20 protein-coding genes are annotated in these 17,858 nt (G+C 72.7%); 8 read left to right on the top strand and 12 right to left on the bottom strand.

Annotation, left to right across the window (positions count from 1 at the left end; genetic code table 11):
- Nucleotides 1-98 precede the first annotated feature (98 nt).
- The 4 genes from VH969_RS04780 to VH969_RS04765 all read left to right on the top strand — a co-directional run bounded on the left by VH969_RS04780 (nt 99) and on the right by VH969_RS04765 (nt 3,213).
- Entirely contained in the window at nt 99-233 is a 135-nt protein-coding gene (locus VH969_RS04780; protein WP_331970941.1) for a hypothetical protein, read from the top strand.
- A 210-nt stretch (nt 234-443) separates the two neighbouring features.
- Nucleotides 444-1,787 carry a hemolysin family protein gene (locus VH969_RS04775; protein ID WP_331970990.1) on the top strand — a complete coding sequence of 448 codons (1,344 nt, stop codon included), beginning with the start codon at nt 444-446 and terminating at the stop codon, nt 1,785-1,787.
- Nucleotides 1,784-2,794, top strand: a complete 1,011-nt coding sequence (locus VH969_RS04770; RefSeq protein WP_331970938.1) for a hemolysin family protein — start codon at nt 1,784-1,786, stop codon at nt 2,792-2,794. Before VH969_RS04775 ends, VH969_RS04770 begins: the two co-directional genes overlap by 4 nt.
- 98 nt (nt 2,795-2,892) lie before the next feature.
- Nucleotides 2,893-3,213, top strand: coding sequence for a putative quinol monooxygenase (locus tag VH969_RS04765; protein WP_331970935.1), 321 nt, complete (start codon nt 2,893-2,895; stop codon nt 3,211-3,213).
- A gap of 163 nt (nt 3,214-3,376) precedes the next feature.
- On the opposite strand, the gene VH969_RS04760 is transcribed toward VH969_RS04765, so the two are convergent.
- From VH969_RS04760 to VH969_RS04745, 4 genes are all read right to left on the bottom strand, one after another.
- A complete protein-coding gene (locus tag VH969_RS04760) occupies nt 3,377-4,456 on the bottom strand; it encodes a Gfo/Idh/MocA family protein (RefSeq protein WP_331970932.1) in 1,080 nt (359 codons plus the stop codon).
- A 91-nt stretch (nt 4,457-4,547) separates the two neighbouring features.
- Nucleotides 4,548-4,940 (bottom strand): VOC family protein, encoded by a 393-nt coding sequence (locus VH969_RS04755; protein ID WP_331970929.1) that lies wholly within the window; start codon nt 4,938-4,940, stop codon nt 4,548-4,550.
- 23 nt (nt 4,941-4,963) lie between these two features.
- The gene (locus VH969_RS04750) at nt 4,964-6,364 is read right to left on the bottom strand and encodes a pyridoxal phosphate-dependent decarboxylase family protein (protein ID WP_331970926.1); all 1,401 of its coding nucleotides are present in this window, start codon (nt 6,362-6,364) and stop codon (nt 4,964-4,966) included.
- Between the two features lie 42 nt (nt 6,365-6,406).
- Complete coding sequence (locus VH969_RS04745; protein ID WP_331970923.1) at nt 6,407-7,621, bottom strand: threonine synthase; 1,215 nt, start codon at nt 7,619-7,621, stop codon at nt 6,407-6,409.
- A gap of 249 nt (nt 7,622-7,870) precedes the next feature.
- Here VH969_RS04745 and VH969_RS04740 point away from each other — a divergent pair, with 249 nt between their 5' ends.
- The gene (locus VH969_RS04740; RefSeq protein WP_331970920.1) at nt 7,871-8,107 is read left to right on the top strand and encodes a hypothetical protein; all 237 of its coding nucleotides are present in this window, start codon (nt 7,871-7,873) and stop codon (nt 8,105-8,107) included.
- 69 nt (nt 8,108-8,176) lie between these two features.
- Nucleotides 8,177-8,626: a hypothetical protein gene (locus VH969_RS04735; RefSeq protein ID WP_331970917.1), complete on the top strand. Its 450-nt coding sequence runs from the start codon at nt 8,177-8,179 to the stop codon at nt 8,624-8,626.
- Between the two features lie 119 nt (nt 8,627-8,745).
- Here the strand turns inward: VH969_RS04735 and VH969_RS04730 are convergent, their stop codons facing one another.
- The 6 genes from VH969_RS04730 to VH969_RS04705 all read right to left on the bottom strand — a co-directional run bounded on the left by VH969_RS04730 (nt 8,746) and on the right by VH969_RS04705 (nt 15,037).
- The gene (locus VH969_RS04730) at nt 8,746-8,910 is read right to left on the bottom strand and encodes a hypothetical protein (RefSeq protein ID WP_331970914.1); all 165 of its coding nucleotides are present in this window, start codon (nt 8,908-8,910) and stop codon (nt 8,746-8,748) included.
- A gap of 333 nt (nt 8,911-9,243) precedes the next feature.
- Nucleotides 9,244-9,588 carry an STAS domain-containing protein gene (locus VH969_RS04725; RefSeq protein ID WP_331970911.1) on the bottom strand — a complete coding sequence of 115 codons (345 nt, stop codon included), beginning with the start codon at nt 9,586-9,588 and terminating at the stop codon, nt 9,244-9,246.
- Nucleotides 9,589-9,659: 71 nt separating this feature from the next.
- A complete protein-coding gene (gene nrfD, locus VH969_RS04720; RefSeq protein WP_331970908.1) occupies nt 9,660-10,541 on the bottom strand; it encodes an NrfD/PsrC family molybdoenzyme membrane anchor subunit in 882 nt (293 codons plus the stop codon).
- A gap of 128 nt (nt 10,542-10,669) precedes the next feature.
- The gene (locus VH969_RS04715) at nt 10,670-11,455 is read right to left on the bottom strand and encodes a 4Fe-4S dicluster domain-containing protein (RefSeq protein WP_331970987.1); all 786 of its coding nucleotides are present in this window, start codon (nt 11,453-11,455) and stop codon (nt 10,670-10,672) included.
- A gap of 31 nt (nt 11,456-11,486) precedes the next feature.
- Nucleotides 11,487-14,705 (bottom strand): formate dehydrogenase, encoded by a 3,219-nt coding sequence (gene fdh / locus VH969_RS04710; RefSeq protein ID WP_331970905.1) that lies wholly within the window; start codon nt 14,703-14,705, stop codon nt 11,487-11,489.
- A gap of 101 nt (nt 14,706-14,806) precedes the next feature.
- A complete protein-coding gene (locus VH969_RS04705; RefSeq protein WP_331970902.1) occupies nt 14,807-15,037 on the bottom strand; it encodes a hypothetical protein in 231 nt (76 codons plus the stop codon).
- 268 nt (nt 15,038-15,305) lie between these two features.
- Between VH969_RS04705 and VH969_RS04700 the strand changes: the two genes are divergently transcribed.
- Complete coding sequence (locus VH969_RS04700) at nt 15,306-15,647, top strand: SDR family oxidoreductase (protein ID WP_331970899.1); 342 nt, start codon at nt 15,306-15,308, stop codon at nt 15,645-15,647.
- A gap of 10 nt (nt 15,648-15,657) precedes the next feature.
- Here VH969_RS04700 and rnhA read toward each other — a convergent pair whose 3' ends face one another.
- Complete coding sequence (rnhA, locus tag VH969_RS04695) at nt 15,658-16,155, bottom strand: ribonuclease HI (protein ID WP_331970896.1); 498 nt, start codon at nt 16,153-16,155, stop codon at nt 15,658-15,660.
- Nucleotides 16,156-16,165: 10 nt separating this feature from the next.
- A complete protein-coding gene (locus VH969_RS04690) occupies nt 16,166-16,948 on the bottom strand; it encodes a TetR/AcrR family transcriptional regulator (protein WP_331970893.1) in 783 nt (260 codons plus the stop codon).
- Between the two features lie 55 nt (nt 16,949-17,003).
- Between VH969_RS04690 and VH969_RS04685 the strand changes: the two genes are divergently transcribed.
- Entirely contained in the window at nt 17,004-17,822 is an 819-nt protein-coding gene (locus VH969_RS04685; protein WP_331970890.1) for a siderophore-interacting protein, read from the top strand.
- Nucleotides 17,823-17,858 lie beyond the last annotated feature (36 nt).

Raw genomic sequence — 17,858 nt, 5'->3', positions numbered from 1 at the left:
GCGGTCACGGATCTGTCGATCTGGCTAACTTTCGACCCGGCCAAAACGACTCTCCGTAACGACAACCCTTTGAGTGAACTAGTGCGGGGGAGTGGTTGGTGGAAGCGGTGTGTGAGCGGCTGCCCAGTATCGGCATCCTGCTTCTGGAGCGACTCGACGCTGACGCCGCGGCGCGTTGCTGGCGGATCATCATCGAGCGCGAGTGGGAGGCATTGATCCGCAACGAGCGGTGAAACCGGCTCGGCCGCACGCGCTGGCCTGGTATTTTGGCAATACCGGCCCCCCGCGTGTGGTGAGAGGATCATGGACCCCTCCCGAAGTACCGGCAGCGTCCCGTGTGGACGCTGTGCCCCCGTCGTGCCCGAAACCGCGCCGGACCCCGATCCTGATCCGTGTCCTAGGCGCGTGCCCGCCGCAGGCTCCGAGGCGGTGGGCACGTGGTGATGAGCCTGCTGGGCGTGCTTCTCGGAGTGGCCGTCGTCGTGCTCCTGTCCGTGCTGACCGGGTACTTCGTGGCGCAGGAGTTCGGCTACCTGGCCGTCGACCGGTCCCGCCTGCGGGCTCGCGCGGCCGCGGGTGACGCGGGTGCCGCCCGCGCGTTGCGCATCACCCGCCGCACATCCTTCATGCTCTCCGGCGCGCAGCTGGGCATCACGGTCACCGGCCTGCTGGTCGGTTACGTCGCCGAGCCGCTGATCGGCGCCGGCTTCGGCGAGCTGTCCGGCGGCGTCGGCGTGCCCACCGCGGTCGGCGTGGCGATCGGCACGGTGCTCGCGCTGCTGCTGTCGACGGTCGTGCAGATGGTGTTCGGCGAGCTGTTCCCGAAGAACCTCGCGATCGCCCGCCCGGAGCCGGTCGCCGTGCGCCTCGCCTGGTCGACCGGTGTCTACCTCGGCGCCTTCGGCTGGCTCATCCGGCTGTTCGACCGGGCTGCCGTGCTCCTGCTGCGGGCGGTGCGGATCAAGCCCGTGCACGACGTCGAGCACGCCGCGACCCCGCGCGACCTCGAGCACATCGTGGCCGAGTCCCGCGACCGCGGCGACCTGCCGGCCGAGCTCTCCACGCTGCTGGACCGCATCCTCGACTTCCAGGAGAGCACCGCCGAGCACGCGATGATCCCGCGGCCCCGGGTCACCACGATCGGCGCCGATGAACCGGTGCGGCACGCGGTGGCGCTGATGGCGGCCGGTCACTCGCGGCTGCCGGTGCTCCGCGGCGGTGTCGACGGGGACGTGGACGACGTGGTCGGTGTGGTCCGGTTACGCGAGGTCCTGACGCTCAGCGAGCGGGAGCTCGACTCGGCCACGGTCCGCGGGATCGCCCGGCCGCCGGTCATGGTGCCCACGTCGCTGCCGCTGCTCGCGGTCCTCGACCAGCTGCGTGCCGCCGGCGAGGAGCTCGCCTGCGTCGTCGACGAGTACGGCGGGCTCGCCGGCGTGGTCACCGGCGAGGACATCGCCGAGGAGCTGGTCGGCGAGATCACCGACGAGCACGACCCGCTCGGCACGGACCTGGCGAGCCCCGGTGAGGAGGGCGGCTGGGTGGTGCCCGGCACCATGCACATCGACGAGGCGGAGCGGCTGTTGGGCCACGACCTGCCGCGGGGCGACTACCAGACCCTCGCCGGCCTCGTGCTGACCGAGCTGCAGCGGCTGCCGGTGCCGGGCGACGCGGTGACGGTCGCGCTGCCCGCCCCGCCCGACGGCGACCCCGCGGGCCGGCTGACGGTCGAGGTGCGCACGGTCGCCCGCCGGGTTCCCGACACGATCCGGCTCGTGCTGCGGTGAGTCACCTCGATCCCGCGGCGGCGGCCGTGATCACCTTCGCCGTGCTCGTGCTGAGCGCGTTCTTCGTGGCCATCGAGTTCGCGCTGGTCGCCGCCCGCGGGCACCGGCTCGCCGAGGCGGCGCGGACGAGCGTGTCGGCGCGGGCGGCCCTGCGCAGCGCGCGCGACCTGTCGATGCTGCTCGCCGGCTCGCAGCTGGGCATCACGCTCTGCACGCTGGTGCTGGGCGCGGTCACCAAGCCGTACGTGCACCACCTGATGCGGCCGGCGATCACGGCGTGGGGACTGTCGGAGGCGTCCGCGGACGTGGTCGCGTTCGTGCTGTCGCTGGTCGTCGTGACGTTCCTGCACCTCGTGGTCGGCGAGATGGCGCCGAAGGCGTGGGCCATCGCGCACCCGGAGCGCTCGGCGACCCTGCTCGCGATCCCGATGCGTGGGTTCATGTGGCTCACCCGCCCGGCGCTGGTCGCGTTGAACGGGCTGGCCAACCGGTGCCTGCTGGCGGTCGGCGTGCAGGCCGTCGACGAGCTCGACACCGGCCACACGCCCGAGGACCTGCGCCAGCTGCTGGACCACTCGAGCAAGGCCGGCGCGCTGGACGAAGGCCGGCACGCGCAGCTCGCCACCGCGCTCGACCTGCACACGCGCCCGGTGCGGGAGGTCGTCCGGCCACGCGCGGAGCTGGTCACGGTCGCGCCGTGGCAGGGCGTCGGGGCAGTCCGCGCGGCCGCGCGGGCGAGCGGGCACCTGCGGCTCGTCGTGTGGAGCGAGGACGAGCCGCTCGGCGTCGTGCACGTCCGGGACGCGCTGACCGCGCCGGCCGGCATGACCGCAGCGCAGCTGATGCGCCCGCTGCTCACATTGCCCGACGACACGCCCGTGCACGCCGCGCTGACCACGATCCGGGACCGGCGAAACCACCTGGTGCTGGTCTACGCGGGCGGCGAGCTGTCCGGCTTCGTCACCCTGCACGACCTGCTCCAGCAGCTGCTACCGGCCCCCGGCTAGTTTTCGGCTCCGGTCCAAAACGCCGGGCTCCGGCTGGCGCGGCCGGGTCCGGTTCGCCAGGGTGGTCTCCCAGCAGCGTGTCGAGGAAGGTGGGCGTCGTGATCTTCATCTGTGTCAAGTGGACGATCAAGCCGGAGAAGGCGGACCAGTGGCTGTCGCTGGTCGACGAGTTCACCCAGGCCACCCGCGCCGAGCCGGGCAACATCTTCTTCGAGTGGTCGCGCAGCGTCGACGATCCGAACCAGTACGTGCTCGTCGAGGCCTTCCGCGACGGCGCGGGAGAGGCGCACGTGACGTCCGACCACTTCAAGAAGGCGATGGGCTGGATGCCCGACGCGGTCGCGACGAGGCCGTCGATCGTCAGCGTCAGCACCGAGGGTGAGGGCTGGTCGGAGATGGCCGAGGTCACGCCTCGCTGAGCGGAGCGAACGGTCAGGCGCTGAGCGGGAGCGACGGAGCGTTCGCCGTCTGGACGTAGGAGCAGCGGAGCCGCGAGGGACGAGCGGTGAGCAGCGCACGGAGGAAGACGGCGAGTAGCGGAGGAGCGGAGCGAACGGTCAGGCGCTGAGCGGGAGCGAACAATCAGCCGCTGAGCGGGACCGGCGCCGGCCGCGCGCAGTCGGTCGTCACCGGCTCCGTCCGGCCGCTCTCCGCGGCGCGCAGCAGCGACTCCAGCACGTCCAGCACGTGCAGGGCGAGCTCGCCGCCGGCGCGGTGCTCGGTTCCGGCGGCGACCGCGTCCGCGAGGTCGGCGATCCCGCAACCGCGGCCGGCCCCGGCGTACCCGGCGGCGTCCGGCCTGGGTGTCCACTCCGGACTGTCCCGGTGGAACAGCCGGACCTGGCCGCCGAAGCCGTTGGGGTCGGGCACGGACAGCGAGCCGTCGGTGCCGTAGACCTCGATGCGCGGGAGCTCGGCGGCCCACACGTCGAAGCTCATCAGCAGCGTGGACACCGCGCCGCTCGCGTGCTCGAGCGTGCCGGTGACGTGGGTCGGCACCTCGACCGGGAAGTCGGTGCCCGCGAGCGGGCCGCTGCCGACCGTACGGCGGTCGCGTGGCATCGCGGCCATCCCGGCGACGCGGCGGACCGGGCCGAGCAGGGTGACGAGCGCGGTGAGGTAGTAAGGGCCCATGTCGAGCAGCGGCCCGCCGCCCGTGCGGTAGAAGAACTCGGGCGACGGGTGCCAGCGCTCGGGGCCGGGGGAGACCATGAACGCGGTGGCCGCGACCGGGCTGCCGATCGCGCCCGCGTCGAGGAGGTGGCGTGCGGTCTGGGTGCCGGTGCCGAGCACGGTGTCCGGCGCGCAGCCGACCCGCACGCCCAGGCCGGCGGCCGCGTCGAGGATCCGCCGGCCCTCGGCGGTGGTGAGGGCGAGCGGCTTCTCGTTGTAGACGTGCTTGCCGGCCTCGATCGCGCGCAGCGCCACGTCGGCGTGCGCCCGCGGGACGGTGAGGTTGAGCACGAGGTCCACGTCGTCGGCCTCGTAGAGCCGGTCCGGCTCGCTCGCGCGGATGCCGTCACGCGCCACGGCGGCGGCCCGCTCGAAGTCGAGATCGGCGACGGCGGTCACCTCGACGCCGGCGAGCAGGGGGAGCGTGGCGAGGTACTGGCCGCTGATGTTGCCGATCCCGACGATCCCGACCCGCAGCGCGCCGCCCACTCGCGCCCCCTTCCGGTCGCCGTTTCACCGGATGATGCGGAGCGGTGCGGGCGGGACGCAAGGAAGTTGTCCGCTCCGGACAACCGAGGGGTCAGCCGAGCGAGGCGAACAGGTCGACGACGTTGCCGTCCGGGTCCTGGATCGACGCGTAGCGCTGGCCCCAGAAGGCGTCCCACGGGTCCTTGTGGCTGCGGTAGCCCGCCGCCACCAGGTCGGCGTGTGTCTTGTCCACATCGGACGGTGAGTCGCACGCGAAGGCCAGGCCGAGAGCATGCCCGCCGGCCGGCTTGCTCCACGACGGGTCGAAGGAGCGGATCGTGTCGACCGTGTCCCAGGCGAACCGCAGGCCGCCGGGCAGCGACGCCTCCACGTGCGGCTCGGCGTCCGCCGAGGGCGGTACGTCGAAGCCCAGCCGCCGGTAGAACGCCAGCGACGCGGCCATGTCGGCCACCACCATGCCGATCACATCGAATCTCGGTGCCATGCGCGCCACGGTATGGCGCGGGCTCACCCCGCGTCTTGAACGAATCGGACACCCAGCTCGCGCACGACCGACACCAGCAGCTCCACGTCCGCCTCGGTGGTACGCCAGTTGACGATCGCGGGGCGCAACGCGGTGCGGCCCTCGTACACGGTGGTGCCGGCATACACCCGGCCGTCCGCGATGAGCGCGTCGCCGACCGCCTGGTTCAGTGCGTCGAGGTCCGCTTCGGGCACGCCGGGCGGCGCGTACCGGAAGCACACCACGCACAGCCGCACCGGCGCGAGCAGCTCGAGGTCCGGCGCCGCATCGACCAGCCGGCCCAGGTGCGCCGCCAGGTCGAGGTGCCGCTCGACCAGCTCGCGGTGACCGGCCCGGCCGTACGACCGCAGCGTCGCCCAGATCGGCAGCGCCCGCGCCCGCCGCGACGACTCCGGCCCGAGGCGGCTGTAGTCGACCTCGCCGCCGGCCAGGTACGGCGCGTGCCACGAGCCGAACGTGTCGCTCAGTACCGCGGGGTCCCGGACGAACGCGAAGCCGCTCTCGTAGGGCACGTTCAGCCACTTGTGCCCGTCCGCGGCGACCGAGTCGGCCCGGTCGACCCCGCGCAGCAGGTGCGCGGTCCGCGGGGACACGGCCGCGAACAGGCCGAACGCGCCGTCGACGTGCAGCCAGCAGCCGTACCGCCCCGCGAGCTCGGCCATCTCGTCGATCGGGTCGAAGTCGCCCGCGTTGACCTCGCCCGCGGTGGCGACCAGCACGGCCGGCTCGCTCAGGGCCGCCAGGGACCGGTCGAGCGCGTCGACGTCGGCCCGGCCTGGGCCGTGCACCCGGACCGTGTCCCGCCCGCAGCCGAGGATCTGCAACGCCTTGCGCGCGCTCGGGTGCACGTAGCCGCCACCGAGCACGGGCATCGCCGGCAGCCCGCCGAGCCCGTCGGCGGCCACGTCCCGTCCGTGCGCGGTGGCCCACCAGTGGCGGGCGCACGCGAGGCCCGTCAGGTTCGCGAACGTGGCGCTGGGCGTGAGCACGCCGCCCCACGCGGCCGGCAGGCCGAACAGGTCCCGGAGCCAGCCGAGCACGACGGTCTCCGCGGTGGTGGCGAGTGGCGAGGACGTCCAGAGGACCGCGTTCTGGTCCAGTAGCGAGGTGATCCAGTCGGCGGCGAGCGCGGCCGGTGTCACGCCGCCGGTCACCAGGTGGAAGAAGCGTGGCCCGGCCGAGTGGGTGGCCGCGCCCGTGCCGATCCGCAGCAGCTGCGCGACGGAACCGGTCGCGCCGAGCCCCTCCTCGGGCAGCGGGCCGGCGAGGTCGTCGAGCAGCGCCTGGGCCGCGGGGTCGCCGGCCGGCCGGTCGGCGAGCGAGGCGAGGTAGCCGGGAGCGGCGTCCGCGACCAGGTCGAGCACGGGCTTGGCGTCGGGGTCCATGGGCCCCTTTCTAGACGCGATCCGGGCGCGGGACCAGCGGGCTCAGCTCGGCAGCGGCGCGCCCTTGGCGAGCAGTGGCGGCTCGGCGACCTCGGCGGTGTGCGGGTACTTCAGGCCGCTACCGGTGTTCAGCACGACGACCTCCTCGCCGCCGTCCAGCCAGCCGCCGGCGCGCAGCCGCGCCACGGCGGTCAGCGTGGCCGCACCTTCCGGGCACATCAGCAGGCCCTCGGTCGCGGCGCACGCGGCCTGCGACGCGAGGATTTCGGCGTCGTCCACGGCGACCGCGATGCCACCGGTGTCGCGGACCGCGTCGAGGATGAGGAAGTCGCCGAGCGCGCTCGCCACGTTGATGCCGAACGCGACCGTGCTCGCGGCCACCCACGGCTCGGCGGTCGAGGCGCCCGCCTCGTACGCGCGCACGATCGGCGCGCAGCCCGACGACTGCACGGCGACCAGGCGCGGCAGCCGGCCGGTGACCCAGCCGAGCGCGAGCAGCTCGTCGAGCGCCTTGCGGATGCCGATCAGCCCGACGCCGCCGCCGGTCGGGTAGACGATGACGTCGGGCATCCGCCAGCCGAGCTGTTCGGCGATCTCCAGCCCCATCGTCTTCTTGCCCTCGATGCGGTAGGGCTCCTTGAGCGTCGCGGTGTTGAACCAGCCGTCGTCGACCGCCTGGCCGGCGATCGCGCCCGCGTCGCCGATCAGACCGTCCACGATGTACAGCCGGGCGCCGGCCATCGCGCACTCCAGCCGGGTGATCGGCGGTGCGTCGGCCGGCATCACCACGAGCGAGCCCATGCCGGCCCGCGCCGCGTACGTCGCCCACGCCGCGCCCGCGTTCCCGTTGGTGGGCATGGTGATCCGCTCGATGCCGAGCTCGTGCGCGCGGGAGACGCCGACCGCCGCGCCGCGCGCCTTGAAGCTGCCGGTGGGCAGCAGGCCCTCGTCCTTGACGAGCAGGCCCGGCACGCCGATGCGCGCGCCGTAGGACCGCAGCGGCAGGATCGGCGTCATGCCCTCGCCGAGGGTGACCACGTTCGCCCGCTCGCGCACGGGCAGCAGCTCCCGGTAGCGCCACAGGTCGGCCGGCCGGCCGGCGATGTCCGAAGTGGACGCCGTGACCCGGTCGAGCTCGTACCGGACGAGCAGCGGGGTGCCGCACGTGCAGAGGTTCCGCGCCTCGTCCGCGTCGTACGTGCGGCCGCAGCGAGCGCACTCCAGGTGGGACAGCGCGCTGGTCCACTCGGTGTCCATGGCCGCGACTGTTCCACGGCCCGCGCGCCCGCGGCCCGGCGGGGGACCCCGTGGTTCGGCCGGTGCTCGGCGGCGGTGGTTAGGCGTTGCCGATGTTGATCGTAGGTATGTGGGATACTTACGAGGTATGCTCTGTGCACGGACAGGACACGGTTGTGTACATAGTGCACACGGCGGAAACCGGTTACGTCCGGCCAGCCCGGGTATAGCCACCCATCGCTCGGGCGGGCGTCGAGGATGGTGAGCACCGTGGCGCAGGAAAACAAGCCGACGGCGGGCATCCCGTTGCGCGGCTCGATGATCGTCTACATCGACGGGTTGGGCCAGGACGGCCGGGAGCGATATCGCATCGCCGAGGTCACCGGACCGACCGTGCCGGACCCGATCACCGGGAACACCTGGACCGGCGTGCTGCTACCGGACAAGCCGGGAGTGGTCGAGATGGTCGACTGCACGTACATCGTGAACGTCGTCCCGCCGCGTTGAGGCCGCGGCTGACGGGCCGGGACCGGGAAGGCTTCGTCCTGGCGGCGCCGGGCCCGCGCGCTGGAGTCCGTGGTCCGGCACGCGGAGGAGGCGTCCGGGTACGGCTGGGAGAGCGCCCGGTTCAACCCGCGCCGGCTGTGGTCACGCGCACCGCGCCTGTCCACTGAGGACTCGGCGCTCGTGGCGCTGTACGAGGTGGTCGCGCAGGTCCAGCACATCGCGGAGACCCTGCTCACCTCACGCGACGCCGAGGGCGCCGCACCCCGCGGGCTCCGGCTTCGACACGGCGCTCGCGGACCTGCTGGGCGACTCGCCGGCGCCGTCGCGGTGTACCAGAACAAGGCCGCCGACCGCCGGACAGACCGCGCGGGGCTCGAGGCGGCGTTGCGCCGGGTGCGGGAGCACCGGGCGTCGCTCGCCCGGACGGCGTCGGCGCCGGAGCTGCTCACCGACTGGAGCGTGCACGCGGCCGCGCTGCTGGCGGTGGGGCGCGCATACCAGGCGCTGCTCGCGGTGTAGCCGGTCCTTGTCGCGGCCGCTCACGAGATCGCGGACGCGGTCGAGCAGGCCGGCGCCGGGGCCGTCATGTTCGCGTGCGGTGTGTCCGGCACCGCCGGCGGATCGAAAGGCAGAGCTGCTCAGCGAACCGGCTGCTCGGTCTCCTTGGCGTCGGAACGGGAATCGGCGGCGCGGGACTGGGCGGCGTGCTGCTGCTCGGGCTGCTGCTTGAAGACGGGCAAGTCCTTGTGCGCAGCCATCCTCTCGCGGCACAGCCGGGCGAGCTGTCGAGCGTGAACAGTCATGGCCAACTCCTCTTTCACAAGGGATATACCCCTGTCTGGCCGCCACCACACCTGATTTATGTCTGTTGAGACGCGCGAGCCGGGCCGAGGTTCCCCGATGCGAACGACGACGCGCCTTCTCCCTTCTCCAACTGGAGGTCGCTCGCGGTTATCGAGCCGTTTCGGGAGACCCCGGACGTGACCCGCACGTGATCAACCGTGGACCGGACAGCGATCAACGGGACGGTGGCCGAGGTGTTGCCGTTGCGGAGCTGCACATTCTCGCCGCGCTGAACGGAACTCTGCCGGTGGTCGACCGCCGGCCGCGGTGAGACTCGTTCGAGGAGGTGGGGATCAGCCCGCGTCGGCCTCGGCCATGGAGGCGTAGGACGGCACCAGTTCGGCCACCCCGCTGACCTCCAGCGTGCGGCGCGCCATGCCGGCCGCCCCGACCACGCCGAAGCGGCGGCCGGCCGAGAGTGCCTCGGCGTTCGCGGCGACGAGCACGGTGAGCCCGGCCGCGGCGAGGAACGTCACGCCGGTGAGGTCGAGCAGGATCGTGGGTTCACGCACGCGGGCGAGGGCCCGGTGCAACCGCGGCGCGGTGAGCAGGTCGATCTCGCCGACGGCGGTGACTATCGCGATCCCGGGCGCGGGCCGCTGCCGGCGGACGACAAGAGTGTCTTGCTGATCTGGCATGGTTGCTCCCCGAAGCACCAGGTCGATCGGCCACTACTTAGCGTATCGTTTTGCCGCCGACGAGTGAACCCCTACGCCTTCCGCGCTCGCTGCGGCACGACCACGTACTTGGGGTCCTTCGCCGACGCCACGCCCGCGTTGTACACGCCGAACCGGGTGCACACGCCGGCCGCGAGGTACGCCGCGCCGGCGGCCACGGTGGCGAGCCGGTTTCGGCGTCCGAGCAGCGACAGCCCGGCACCCGCGGCGGTCAGCGCCCGCGCCGCGCGCAGCAGCCGCCCGGCGCGGCCCGTGCGGTAGGTCTCGGAGACGAGGCCGAGACCGTGCTCGATCCGCCGCGCGACCACCAGCTCCGTGACCGCGCCGGCGAGTCCGGCACGGCGGGCCGGGGCCGACTCGGCCGGGGCCGCTAGCATCGCCGCGCCCGCGCCGCTCGCCAGCGCGCTGCCGGCGAACAGCACGGGCAGCTCGAGCCGCGCCTCGTGCCAGGCCGGCGTCGCCGTGTCGGCCAGCAGCACCGCCGTGTACGTGCACATCGCCGGGCCGAGCAGGCCGGCGGCGGTCCCCGTGAGCCGCCGGATCGTCGGCAGCCGGCCGGTCACCTCGAGCGCGGCCGTCACCGCGGCCAGCCCCGAGAACGGCGCGAGGATCCACGAGCCGATCGACAGCGGGGAGGTCGGCTTGATCACCCGCAGCATGTTGAGGAACCGCAGCGGCCGGCCGAGGTCGTGGACGAGCGCCACCACGCTCGCCGACGCCGCGCCGGCGGCCACCAGCCGGGTCGCCCGCGCGAGCGCCGGCCGCCCGGACGGCTCGGCCAGCGCGCCCATCGACGCGGACGCGCCGGCCACGCCCCCGAGGAACAGGTACAGCGGCACGTCCGGCTGCTTCCACGCCGGCTCCTTGAGGATCGGCCGCCCGTAGTACGACTCGAACACCGCGGGCCCGACCATCGACCGCTCGCGCGCCTTCGAAACAGACCCCGAGGCAGGGCCCGGAACAGACCCCGGAACCGAACCGGGAACCGACCCCGGGACGGGCTCCGGCACGGCTCCCGAGTCGGGCCGCGACTGCGTGCCGGTCATCGCCGTCCTCCCAGGAACGACAGGGCCACCGCCGCGGCGACCCCGAGCGCGGCACCCGCCGCGCGACGCCACATGCCGGGCAGGTCGCGGGTCGTCACCACCGGGTCCGGCGGCAGCCCGTACACCTCCGGCTCGTCCAGCAGCAGGAAGAACGCGCCGCTGCCGCCGACCCCGTCGTTCGGGTCGTGGCCGTACAGGCGCGCCTCGGTCACGCCCTGCTCGTGCAGCTCGGTCACCCGCTCGCCGGCCCGCGCGCGCAGCTCGTCCAGCGGGCCGAACTGGATCGACTCGGTCGGGCACGCCGTCGCGCAGGCCGGCTGGAGGTCCGCGCCGATGCGGTCGTAGCACATCGTGCACTTGAAGGCCCGGCCGTCCTCCTCCCGCTTCTCGATCACGCCGTACGGGCAGGCGGGCACGCAGTAGCCACACCCGTTGCACACGTCCTGCTGCACGACGACCGTGTCGAACTCGGTGCGGAACAGCGCGCCGGTCGGGCACACGTCGAGGCAGGCCGCGTGCGTGCAGTGCTTGCACACGTCCGACGACATCAGCCAGCGCACTTCGGGCTCGCCGACCGAGGGCATGCCGAGGTCCGTCGGCGGCGCCGGCTTCTCGACGAACGCCACGTGCCGCCAGGTGTCCGCGCCGAGCCCACCGGTGTTGTCGTACGACATGCCGAGCAGGTCCGGCGGCGGGTCGGCGGGCAGCATGTTCCACTCCTTGCACGCCACCTCGCACGCCTTGCAGCCGATGCACACCGACGTGTCGGTGAAGAAGCCCATCCGGGTCACGGTGCCTCCCGGTTCGCTCCGCTCACGGCGTACTCCTCTCGGCCTGCTTCTGGTACCGCTCGACGAGCTCGCGCAGCGCGTGCCCGCGCGGGCGCCGGCCGGGCAGCACGTCGCAGGTCGTCGCCTTCGACTCCTGGATGTGCACGTTCGGGTCCAGCACGGCGGCGAGCAGGTCGTTGGCGGGGTCGCCGATCGAGACCCCGTTGGCACCCCAGTGGTACGGCAGCCCGATGTGGTGCAGCACCCGACCGCGCACGCGCAGCGGCTTCACCCGTGCGGTCACGAGCACCCGTGCCTCGATCGCCGCGCGCTCGGAGACGATCGTCGCCCAGCCGCCGTGCTCCAGTCCGCGCTCGGCCGCGAGCTCGGGCGACACCTCGCAGAACATCTGCGGCTGCAGCTCGGAGAGGTACGGCAGGAACCGGCTCATCCCGCCGGCCGTGTGATGCTCGGTGAGCCGGTAGGTCGTTGCCACGTAAGGGTAAACGGGGCTGCCGAGCGGGTGGTGCGGGTTGTACTCGCTGTCGTAGGTCTGCAGCATCGGGTTGAACTGCTGGCGGTAGAGCGGGTTGTCCACAGGGGACTCGAGCGGCTCGTAGTGGGTCGGCATCGGGCCGTCGGCGAGCCCGGCCGGGGCGAACAGCCACGCCTTGCCGTCGGTCTGCATGATGAACGGATCCTGGCCGGCCAGCGCGTTCTGCGCGGTCGCGCCTTCCGGCGGCTCGTAGTCCGGCCGCTTGTCCGGCTCGAAGTCCGGCACGTCCGCCCCCGTCCACTTGCCGTTCTCGGCGTCCCACCAGACGTACCGCTTGCGCTCGCTCCACGGCTTGCCGTCCGGGTCGGCGGAGGCGCGGTTGTAGAGGATGCGCCGGTTCGCCGGCCACGCCCAGCCCCATTCGGGCGCCACCCACGACTGCTCGGAGCCGGGCTTGCGGTTCGCCGCGTGGTTGTGCCCGTCGGCGTAGACGCCGCAGTAGATCCAGCAGCCGCACGCGGTCGAGCCGTCGTCCTTGAGCTCGGTGTAGGCCGACAGCGGGCCGTCCGGTCCGGTGCCGTTGATCTCGGCCAGCACGGCCTCCGCGGACGGCTCGGCGTGCTCGCCGGAGACCGGGTAGTCCCAGGTGATCTCCTGGATCGGCAGGTCGCGCGGGTCGGTGCTGGCGGCGAGCTTCTCCTTGATGATCCGGCCGAGGTGGTAGTAGAACCACAGCTCGCTGCGCGCGTCGCCGGGCGGGTCGACGGCCTTGTGCCGCCACTGCAGCAGCCGCTGCGTGTTGGTGAAGCTGCCTTCCTTCTCCGTGTGCGCCGCGGCCGGCAGCAGGAACACCTCGGTTCCGATGTCCTCTGTGGACATCTCGCCGGTCTCGATCTCCGGGCCGTTCTGCCAGAACGTCGCGCTCTCGATCATCCGCAGGTCGCGCACGACGAGCCACTCGAGGTTGGCGAGCCCGAAGCGCTGCATCCGCCCGTTCGCCGAACCGACCGCCGGGTTCTCGCCGACCAGGAAGTAGCCCTTGCAGTCGCCCGCGATCTGGTTGAGGACGGTCTTGTACGTGCCGTGGTCGCCGGTCAGCCGGGGCAGGTGCGAGAACCGGAAGTCGTTCTCCTCGGTGGCGTGCTCGCCCCAGTACGACTTGAGCAGGCTGACCGCGTAGGAGCGCATGTTGCCCCAGAACCCCGTCTTGCCGGCGTCCGCTTCGACGTAGTCGTCGAGGCTCAGGTGCTGGTGCGCGCTCGGCATCGGAAGGTAGCCGGGCAGGATGTTGAACAGCGTCGGGATGTCGGTGGAGCCCTGGATGCTGGCGTGCCCGCGCAGCGCCATGATGCCGCCGCCGGGCCGGCCGATGTTGCCGAGCAGCATCTGCAGGATCGACGCGGTGCGGATGTACTGCACGCCGACCGTGTGCTGGGTCCAGCCGACCGAGTACACCCACGCGGTCGTCCGCTCGCGGCCGGAGTTCTCGGTGATCGCCCGCGCCACCGCCAGGAAGCACTCCGGGGTCACGCCGCACGCGTCGGCGACGAGCTCGGGGGTGTAGCGGGAGAAGTGCCGCTTGAGCACCTGGTAGACGCAGCGCGGGTGCTGCAGCGTCGGGTCCGTCCTGGGCTTGGCCGACACCGCCGCGCCACCGCTGCCGTAGGCCTCGGCGCGCGCTGAGCCCCGATGGTCCTCGCCACCGTGGTGGGTCTGCTCCCGCGCGCCCGCCGCGGGCGCGATCTCCTCGGCGCCCTCGTAGGCCCACGTCCTGACGTCGTAGCTGGGGCCCTCCGCGTCGTAGCCGGAGAACACGCCGTCGAGGTCCTCGGTGTCGGCGAAGTCCTCGCGCAGGATCGCGCCCGCGTTGGTGTAGGCGACGACGTACTCGCGGAAGTCGAGCTCGTTCTGCAGCACGTAGTTGATGAGCCCGCCGAGGAACGCGATGTCACTGCCGGCGCGAAGCGCCACGTGCGTGTGGGCGAGCGCGCTCGTCCGGGTGAACCGCGGGTCGATGTGGATCACCTTGGCGCCCCGCAGCTTCGCCTCCATCACCCACTGGAAGCCGACAGGATGGCACTCGGCCATGTTCGAGCCCTGGATGACGATGCAGTCCGCGTTCGCGAGGTCCTGCTGGAACGTCGTGGCGCCGCCGCGACCGAAGGAGGTACCCAGACCGGGCACCGTGGAGGAGTGTCAAATACGGGCCTGGTTCTCCACCTGGATGGCGCCGAGCGCGGTGTACAGCTTCTTCATCAGGTAGTTCTCTTCGTTGTCGAGGGTGGCGCCGCCGAGGCTCGCGAAGCCCTCGGTGCGGTTGAGCCGCCGCCCCTCGTCGTCGAAGTCCTGCCAGGTGTCGCGCCGCGTCGCGATGACCCGGTCGGCGATCATCTCCATCGCCCGGTCCAGGTCGAGCCGCTCCCACTCGGTGGCGTACGGCCGCCGGTAGAGCACGTGCCTGAGCCGGTCCGGGTTCGTGACGAGCTGCTTGCTCGCGGATCCCTTGGGGCACAGGCGTCCCCGCGAGATGGGGGAGTCGGGGTCGCCCTCGATCTGGGTGACCTCGCCGTCCTTCACGAACACCCGCTGCCCGCAGCCGACGGCACAATATGGACAGACCGAGCGAACCACCCGATCGGCGTCTTCCGTGCGGGAGTGCAGTTTCTCCGTCTTGCGGGACTTGGCCGCCTGCCCGCGTGCGGTGCGGTCCTCGCCGGTGAGCTGCCGGTAGACCGGCCAGCGCTCGATCAGTCGACGCACGTCCATCTCGGCTCCCCTGATGATCCGCTGGCGCCCACGCTAGACCCGCCGCGGAAGGCACGCAGAACGGCGCACCCGTCGCCGGGCACGCCGCTCTTGGCCCGTGCTCACGCCTTGAGTCGGCTGGCCAGCATCTGCTTGCCCTGCTCGGCGCCCTTGCGGCTCTCGCCCTGCGCGCGGCGGAAGAACTCGGCGAGCTCCGAGTCGCCGTCGCGTTCCGCGTCCTGCGCGTACTCCTCCATCCGCAGGGCGTTGTTCAGGCACTGCTCGACGAACCAGATGATGTTGTAGTCCTTGTCCTTGGTACCGGTCACCTGGCCGGTCTCGGTGGTGCTCACCGCGCCTCCTCTTGTCGGTCTTCCGTCCTGGGCGCCGACTACCCATTCGATCGGCACTCATGCATCTGGAAGGCTGGGATCGTGGCGGGTGGCTCTTCGTGATCCTGGTGACGGGCGGCACGGGCACGCTCGGTCGTGCGGTGGTCGACCGGCTGCCCGGGGGTGCGCGTGCTCAGCCGCCGCCCCGGGCCCGGCCGTGTCGTGGGCGACCTGTCGACGGGCGCGGGCCTGGCCGCCGCGTTGTCCGGAGTGGACACGGTGATCCACTGTGCTGCGGGCGACCCAGTTCCACGATCTGGTGCTGCTGTTCTTCACCCTGCAGCGCTGGTCCCCCGTGCACTTCGTGCTGGCCGGCACCCGCTTCCAGCCCGTGGACGTGCGGGACGTGGCGGACCGGCTCGTGACGCTGGCGACCGGTCCGCCCGCCGGCCGGGTCCCGGACTTCGGCGGCCCGCAGGTGCGCGCCATGTCCGCGTTCGCCCGGGCATACCGGCCACGCCGCCCGGTCGTGCCGGTTCCCCTGCCGGGCAAGGTGATCCGCGGCTACCGGACGGGAGCGAACCTGGCGCCGGCGTCGGGCACGATCACGTTCGAGGAGTTCCTCCGCTGAGGGCCGCCCCTCAGGGCCGCCCCGCCGCTGTCCGGCCGGGCGTGCGGAAGGCGGCCGGGTCGACGCCGGCCTCGCGCAGGGCCGCCTCGAGCCCGGCGAGCGCGAGCCGGTCGGCGCGTTCGTTGTCGGGGTGGCCGGCGTGGCCCTTGACCCAGTGCCAGACGACCTCGTGGCGCGCCGCGGCCTCGTCGAGCCGCCGCCAGAGGTCGTCGTTCTTGACGGGCTGCTTCGCGGTGGTGAGCCAGCCGTTGCGCTTCCAGTTGGCGACCCACTTGGTGATGCCGTTGCGGACGTAGGTGCTGTCGGTGTAGAGGTTCACGACCGCGGGCCGCGTGAGATGCGTGAGCGCCTCGATCGGCGCGGTCAGCTCCATGCGGTTGTTGGTGGTCGGGCCGGCCTCGCCGCCGCAGAGGGTCTTCTCCCGCGTGCCGTACCGCAGTAGGACGCCCCAACCGCCCGGTCCCGGGTTCCCCCAGCACGCCCCGTCGGTGTAGATCTCGACCTCCATTCCGCGCAATCTATCGCGCCCTCGTGATCGCGGCCTCGACGCCGTCCAGGAGCACCGAGAGGCCGACCTCGAACGTCTCGCGCGCCTGCTGCTCCAGGTAGGGCTGCGACTCGTCCCACTCGAAGGAGTCCTGCGCGCCCAGCCGGACGATCGACGGGTACCGGTCGGCGAAGTCCGGGGCCACCTCGGTCAGCATCGCCGCCCGCGCCGTCCACCAGTCCTCGTTGGACACCCCGGTCTCCGCCGGGGCCTGGCCGGCCTCCGCGACCGCCGACGCGGCGCCGCGGACGAAGTGGAAGAGGGTGCCGATCACGCGGCTCAGCAACCGCGCCGGCAGGCCCGTCTCGAACAGGATCTCGGTCACCGCCTCCACCACCGCGTACTCGTGCGGGCCCAGCGCCGGGCGCGCCTGCGAGACCTGCAGCATCCACGGGTGCGCCTGGTAGCAGCGCCAGAGGTCGGCCGCCCACGCCTTCGCCGCGGGGCGCCAGCCGCCGGCCAGCGGGTACGCGCGGGGGAGCGACGCGTGTGCCCGGTCGTGCATCAGGTCGATCAGCTCGCTCTTCCCGGGCACGTACGTGTACAGCGCCATCCCGGTGCGCCCCAGCCGCTGCCCGACCGCGCGCATCGACAGCGCGGCCATGCCCGACCCGTCCGCGACCTCGATCGCCGCGTCCACGATCTCGTCGACGGTCAGCGTCTGCCGGGGACCCGGGCGGGGTGGCGCGGACTGCGCGCGCCACAGCAGCTCGAGCGCCCGGCGAGCGTCGCCCTGGGCCGCGAAGACAACCACTCGACATCTCCTTACGCCGTAAAGTACGCTCACTTTACACCGTAAGGAGACTTTTATGGACCCGGTAGGCGAACTGACGGTGACGCGGGTACGGCCGCTCACCCCACGGATGTCGCGGGTGAGCTTCACCGCGCCGGCCGGCCTGGTGCACTGGCCGGACCAGCAGCTGAAGCTGATGTTCCCGCGCGACGGCACGCTGCCGCTGCCCCCCTCGGACGGCGACGACATGCGCTGGTACCAGGCGTACCTGGCGATTCCGGAGAAGTCGCGCCCGTGGCTGCGCAGCTTCACGGTCCGCCGCCACGACCCCTCCCGCGGCGAGATCGACGTCGACTTCGTACTGCACGGCGCCGCCGGCCCGGCGGTGCGCTGGGCGCGTGCGGCGGCGCCGGGCCAGGTGGTGGGCCGCAGCGGCCCGGCGGAGATCTACCGGAAGCCGTTGCGGGCGGGGGACTGGTACCTGTTCGCCGGCGACGAGACGGCGCTCCCGGCGATCGGCTCGCTGCTGGAGTCGCTGGCGCCGTCCGCGCGAGCGCTGGTGTTCGTGGAGGTGGCGGCCGCCGGTGAGGAGCAGCCGCTGTCCACTCCGGACGGAGCGGAGGTGCGCTGGCTGCACCGCGCCGCGGGCGAGTCGGTGGTCGGCGCGGTCCGTGCGGCGAGCTTCCCGGCGGGGACGGTGTCGGCGTGGCTGGCCGGCGAGGCGGGTGCGGTGCGGACGCTGCGCCGCCACCTGGTCGACGAGCGCGGGATCGACAGGCGAGAGATCGACTTCACGGGCTACTGGCGCAAGAAGCTGACCCAGGACGACGCCCCGACCGAAGAGGACATGGCGGAGGCCATGGAACGTCTGGAGCTGGCCGAGGAGACCGGCTGACTGCGACGAGCCCGGACAGGCCGGGTGGCCGTCCTC

This window comes from Actinophytocola sp. (assembly GCF_036555685.1).
Classification (GTDB): Bacteria; Actinomycetota; Actinomycetes; order Mycobacteriales; family Pseudonocardiaceae; genus Actinophytocola.
Note: the sequence above shows the minus strand (reverse complement) of the source record. Positions and strands in the feature narration are given on the sequence as shown.

What these genes read in the sequence shown, in the direction of transcription:
- VH969_RS04775 (WP_331970990.1), top strand. Translation starts at nt 444, where the DNA reads ATGAGCCTGCTGGGCGTGCTTCTCGGAGTGGCCGTCGTCGTGCTCCTG.
- VH969_RS04755 (WP_331970929.1), bottom strand. Translation starts at nt 4,940, where the DNA reads ATGGCACCGAGATTCGATGTGATCGGCATGGTGGTGGCCGACATGGCC.
- VH969_RS04750 (WP_331970926.1), bottom strand. Translation starts at nt 6,364, where the DNA reads ATGGACCCCGACGCCAAGCCCGTGCTCGACCTGGTCGCGGACGCCGCT.
- VH969_RS04745 (WP_331970923.1), bottom strand. Translation starts at nt 7,621, where the DNA reads ATGGACACCGAGTGGACCAGCGCGCTGTCCCACCTGGAGTGCGCTCGC.
- VH969_RS04730 (WP_331970914.1), bottom strand. Translation starts at nt 8,910, where the DNA reads ATGACTGTTCACGCTCGACAGCTCGCCCGGCTGTGCCGCGAGAGGATG.
- VH969_RS04725 (WP_331970911.1), bottom strand. Translation starts at nt 9,588, where the DNA reads ATGCCAGATCAGCAAGACACTCTTGTCGTCCGCCGGCAGCGGCCCGCG.
- nrfD (WP_331970908.1), bottom strand. Translation starts at nt 10,541, where the DNA reads ATGGTCGGGCCCGCGGTGTTCGAGTCGTACTACGGGCGGCCGATCCTC.
- VH969_RS04715 (WP_331970987.1), bottom strand. Translation starts at nt 11,455, where the DNA reads ATGGGCTTCTTCACCGACACGTCGGTGTGCATCGGCTGCAAGGCGTGC.
- rnhA (WP_331970896.1), bottom strand. Translation starts at nt 16,155, where the DNA reads ATGGAGGTCGAGATCTACACCGACGGGGCGTGCTGGGGGAACCCGGGA.
- VH969_RS04685 (WP_331970890.1), top strand. Translation starts at nt 17,004, where the DNA reads ATGGACCCGGTAGGCGAACTGACGGTGACGCGGGTACGGCCGCTCACC.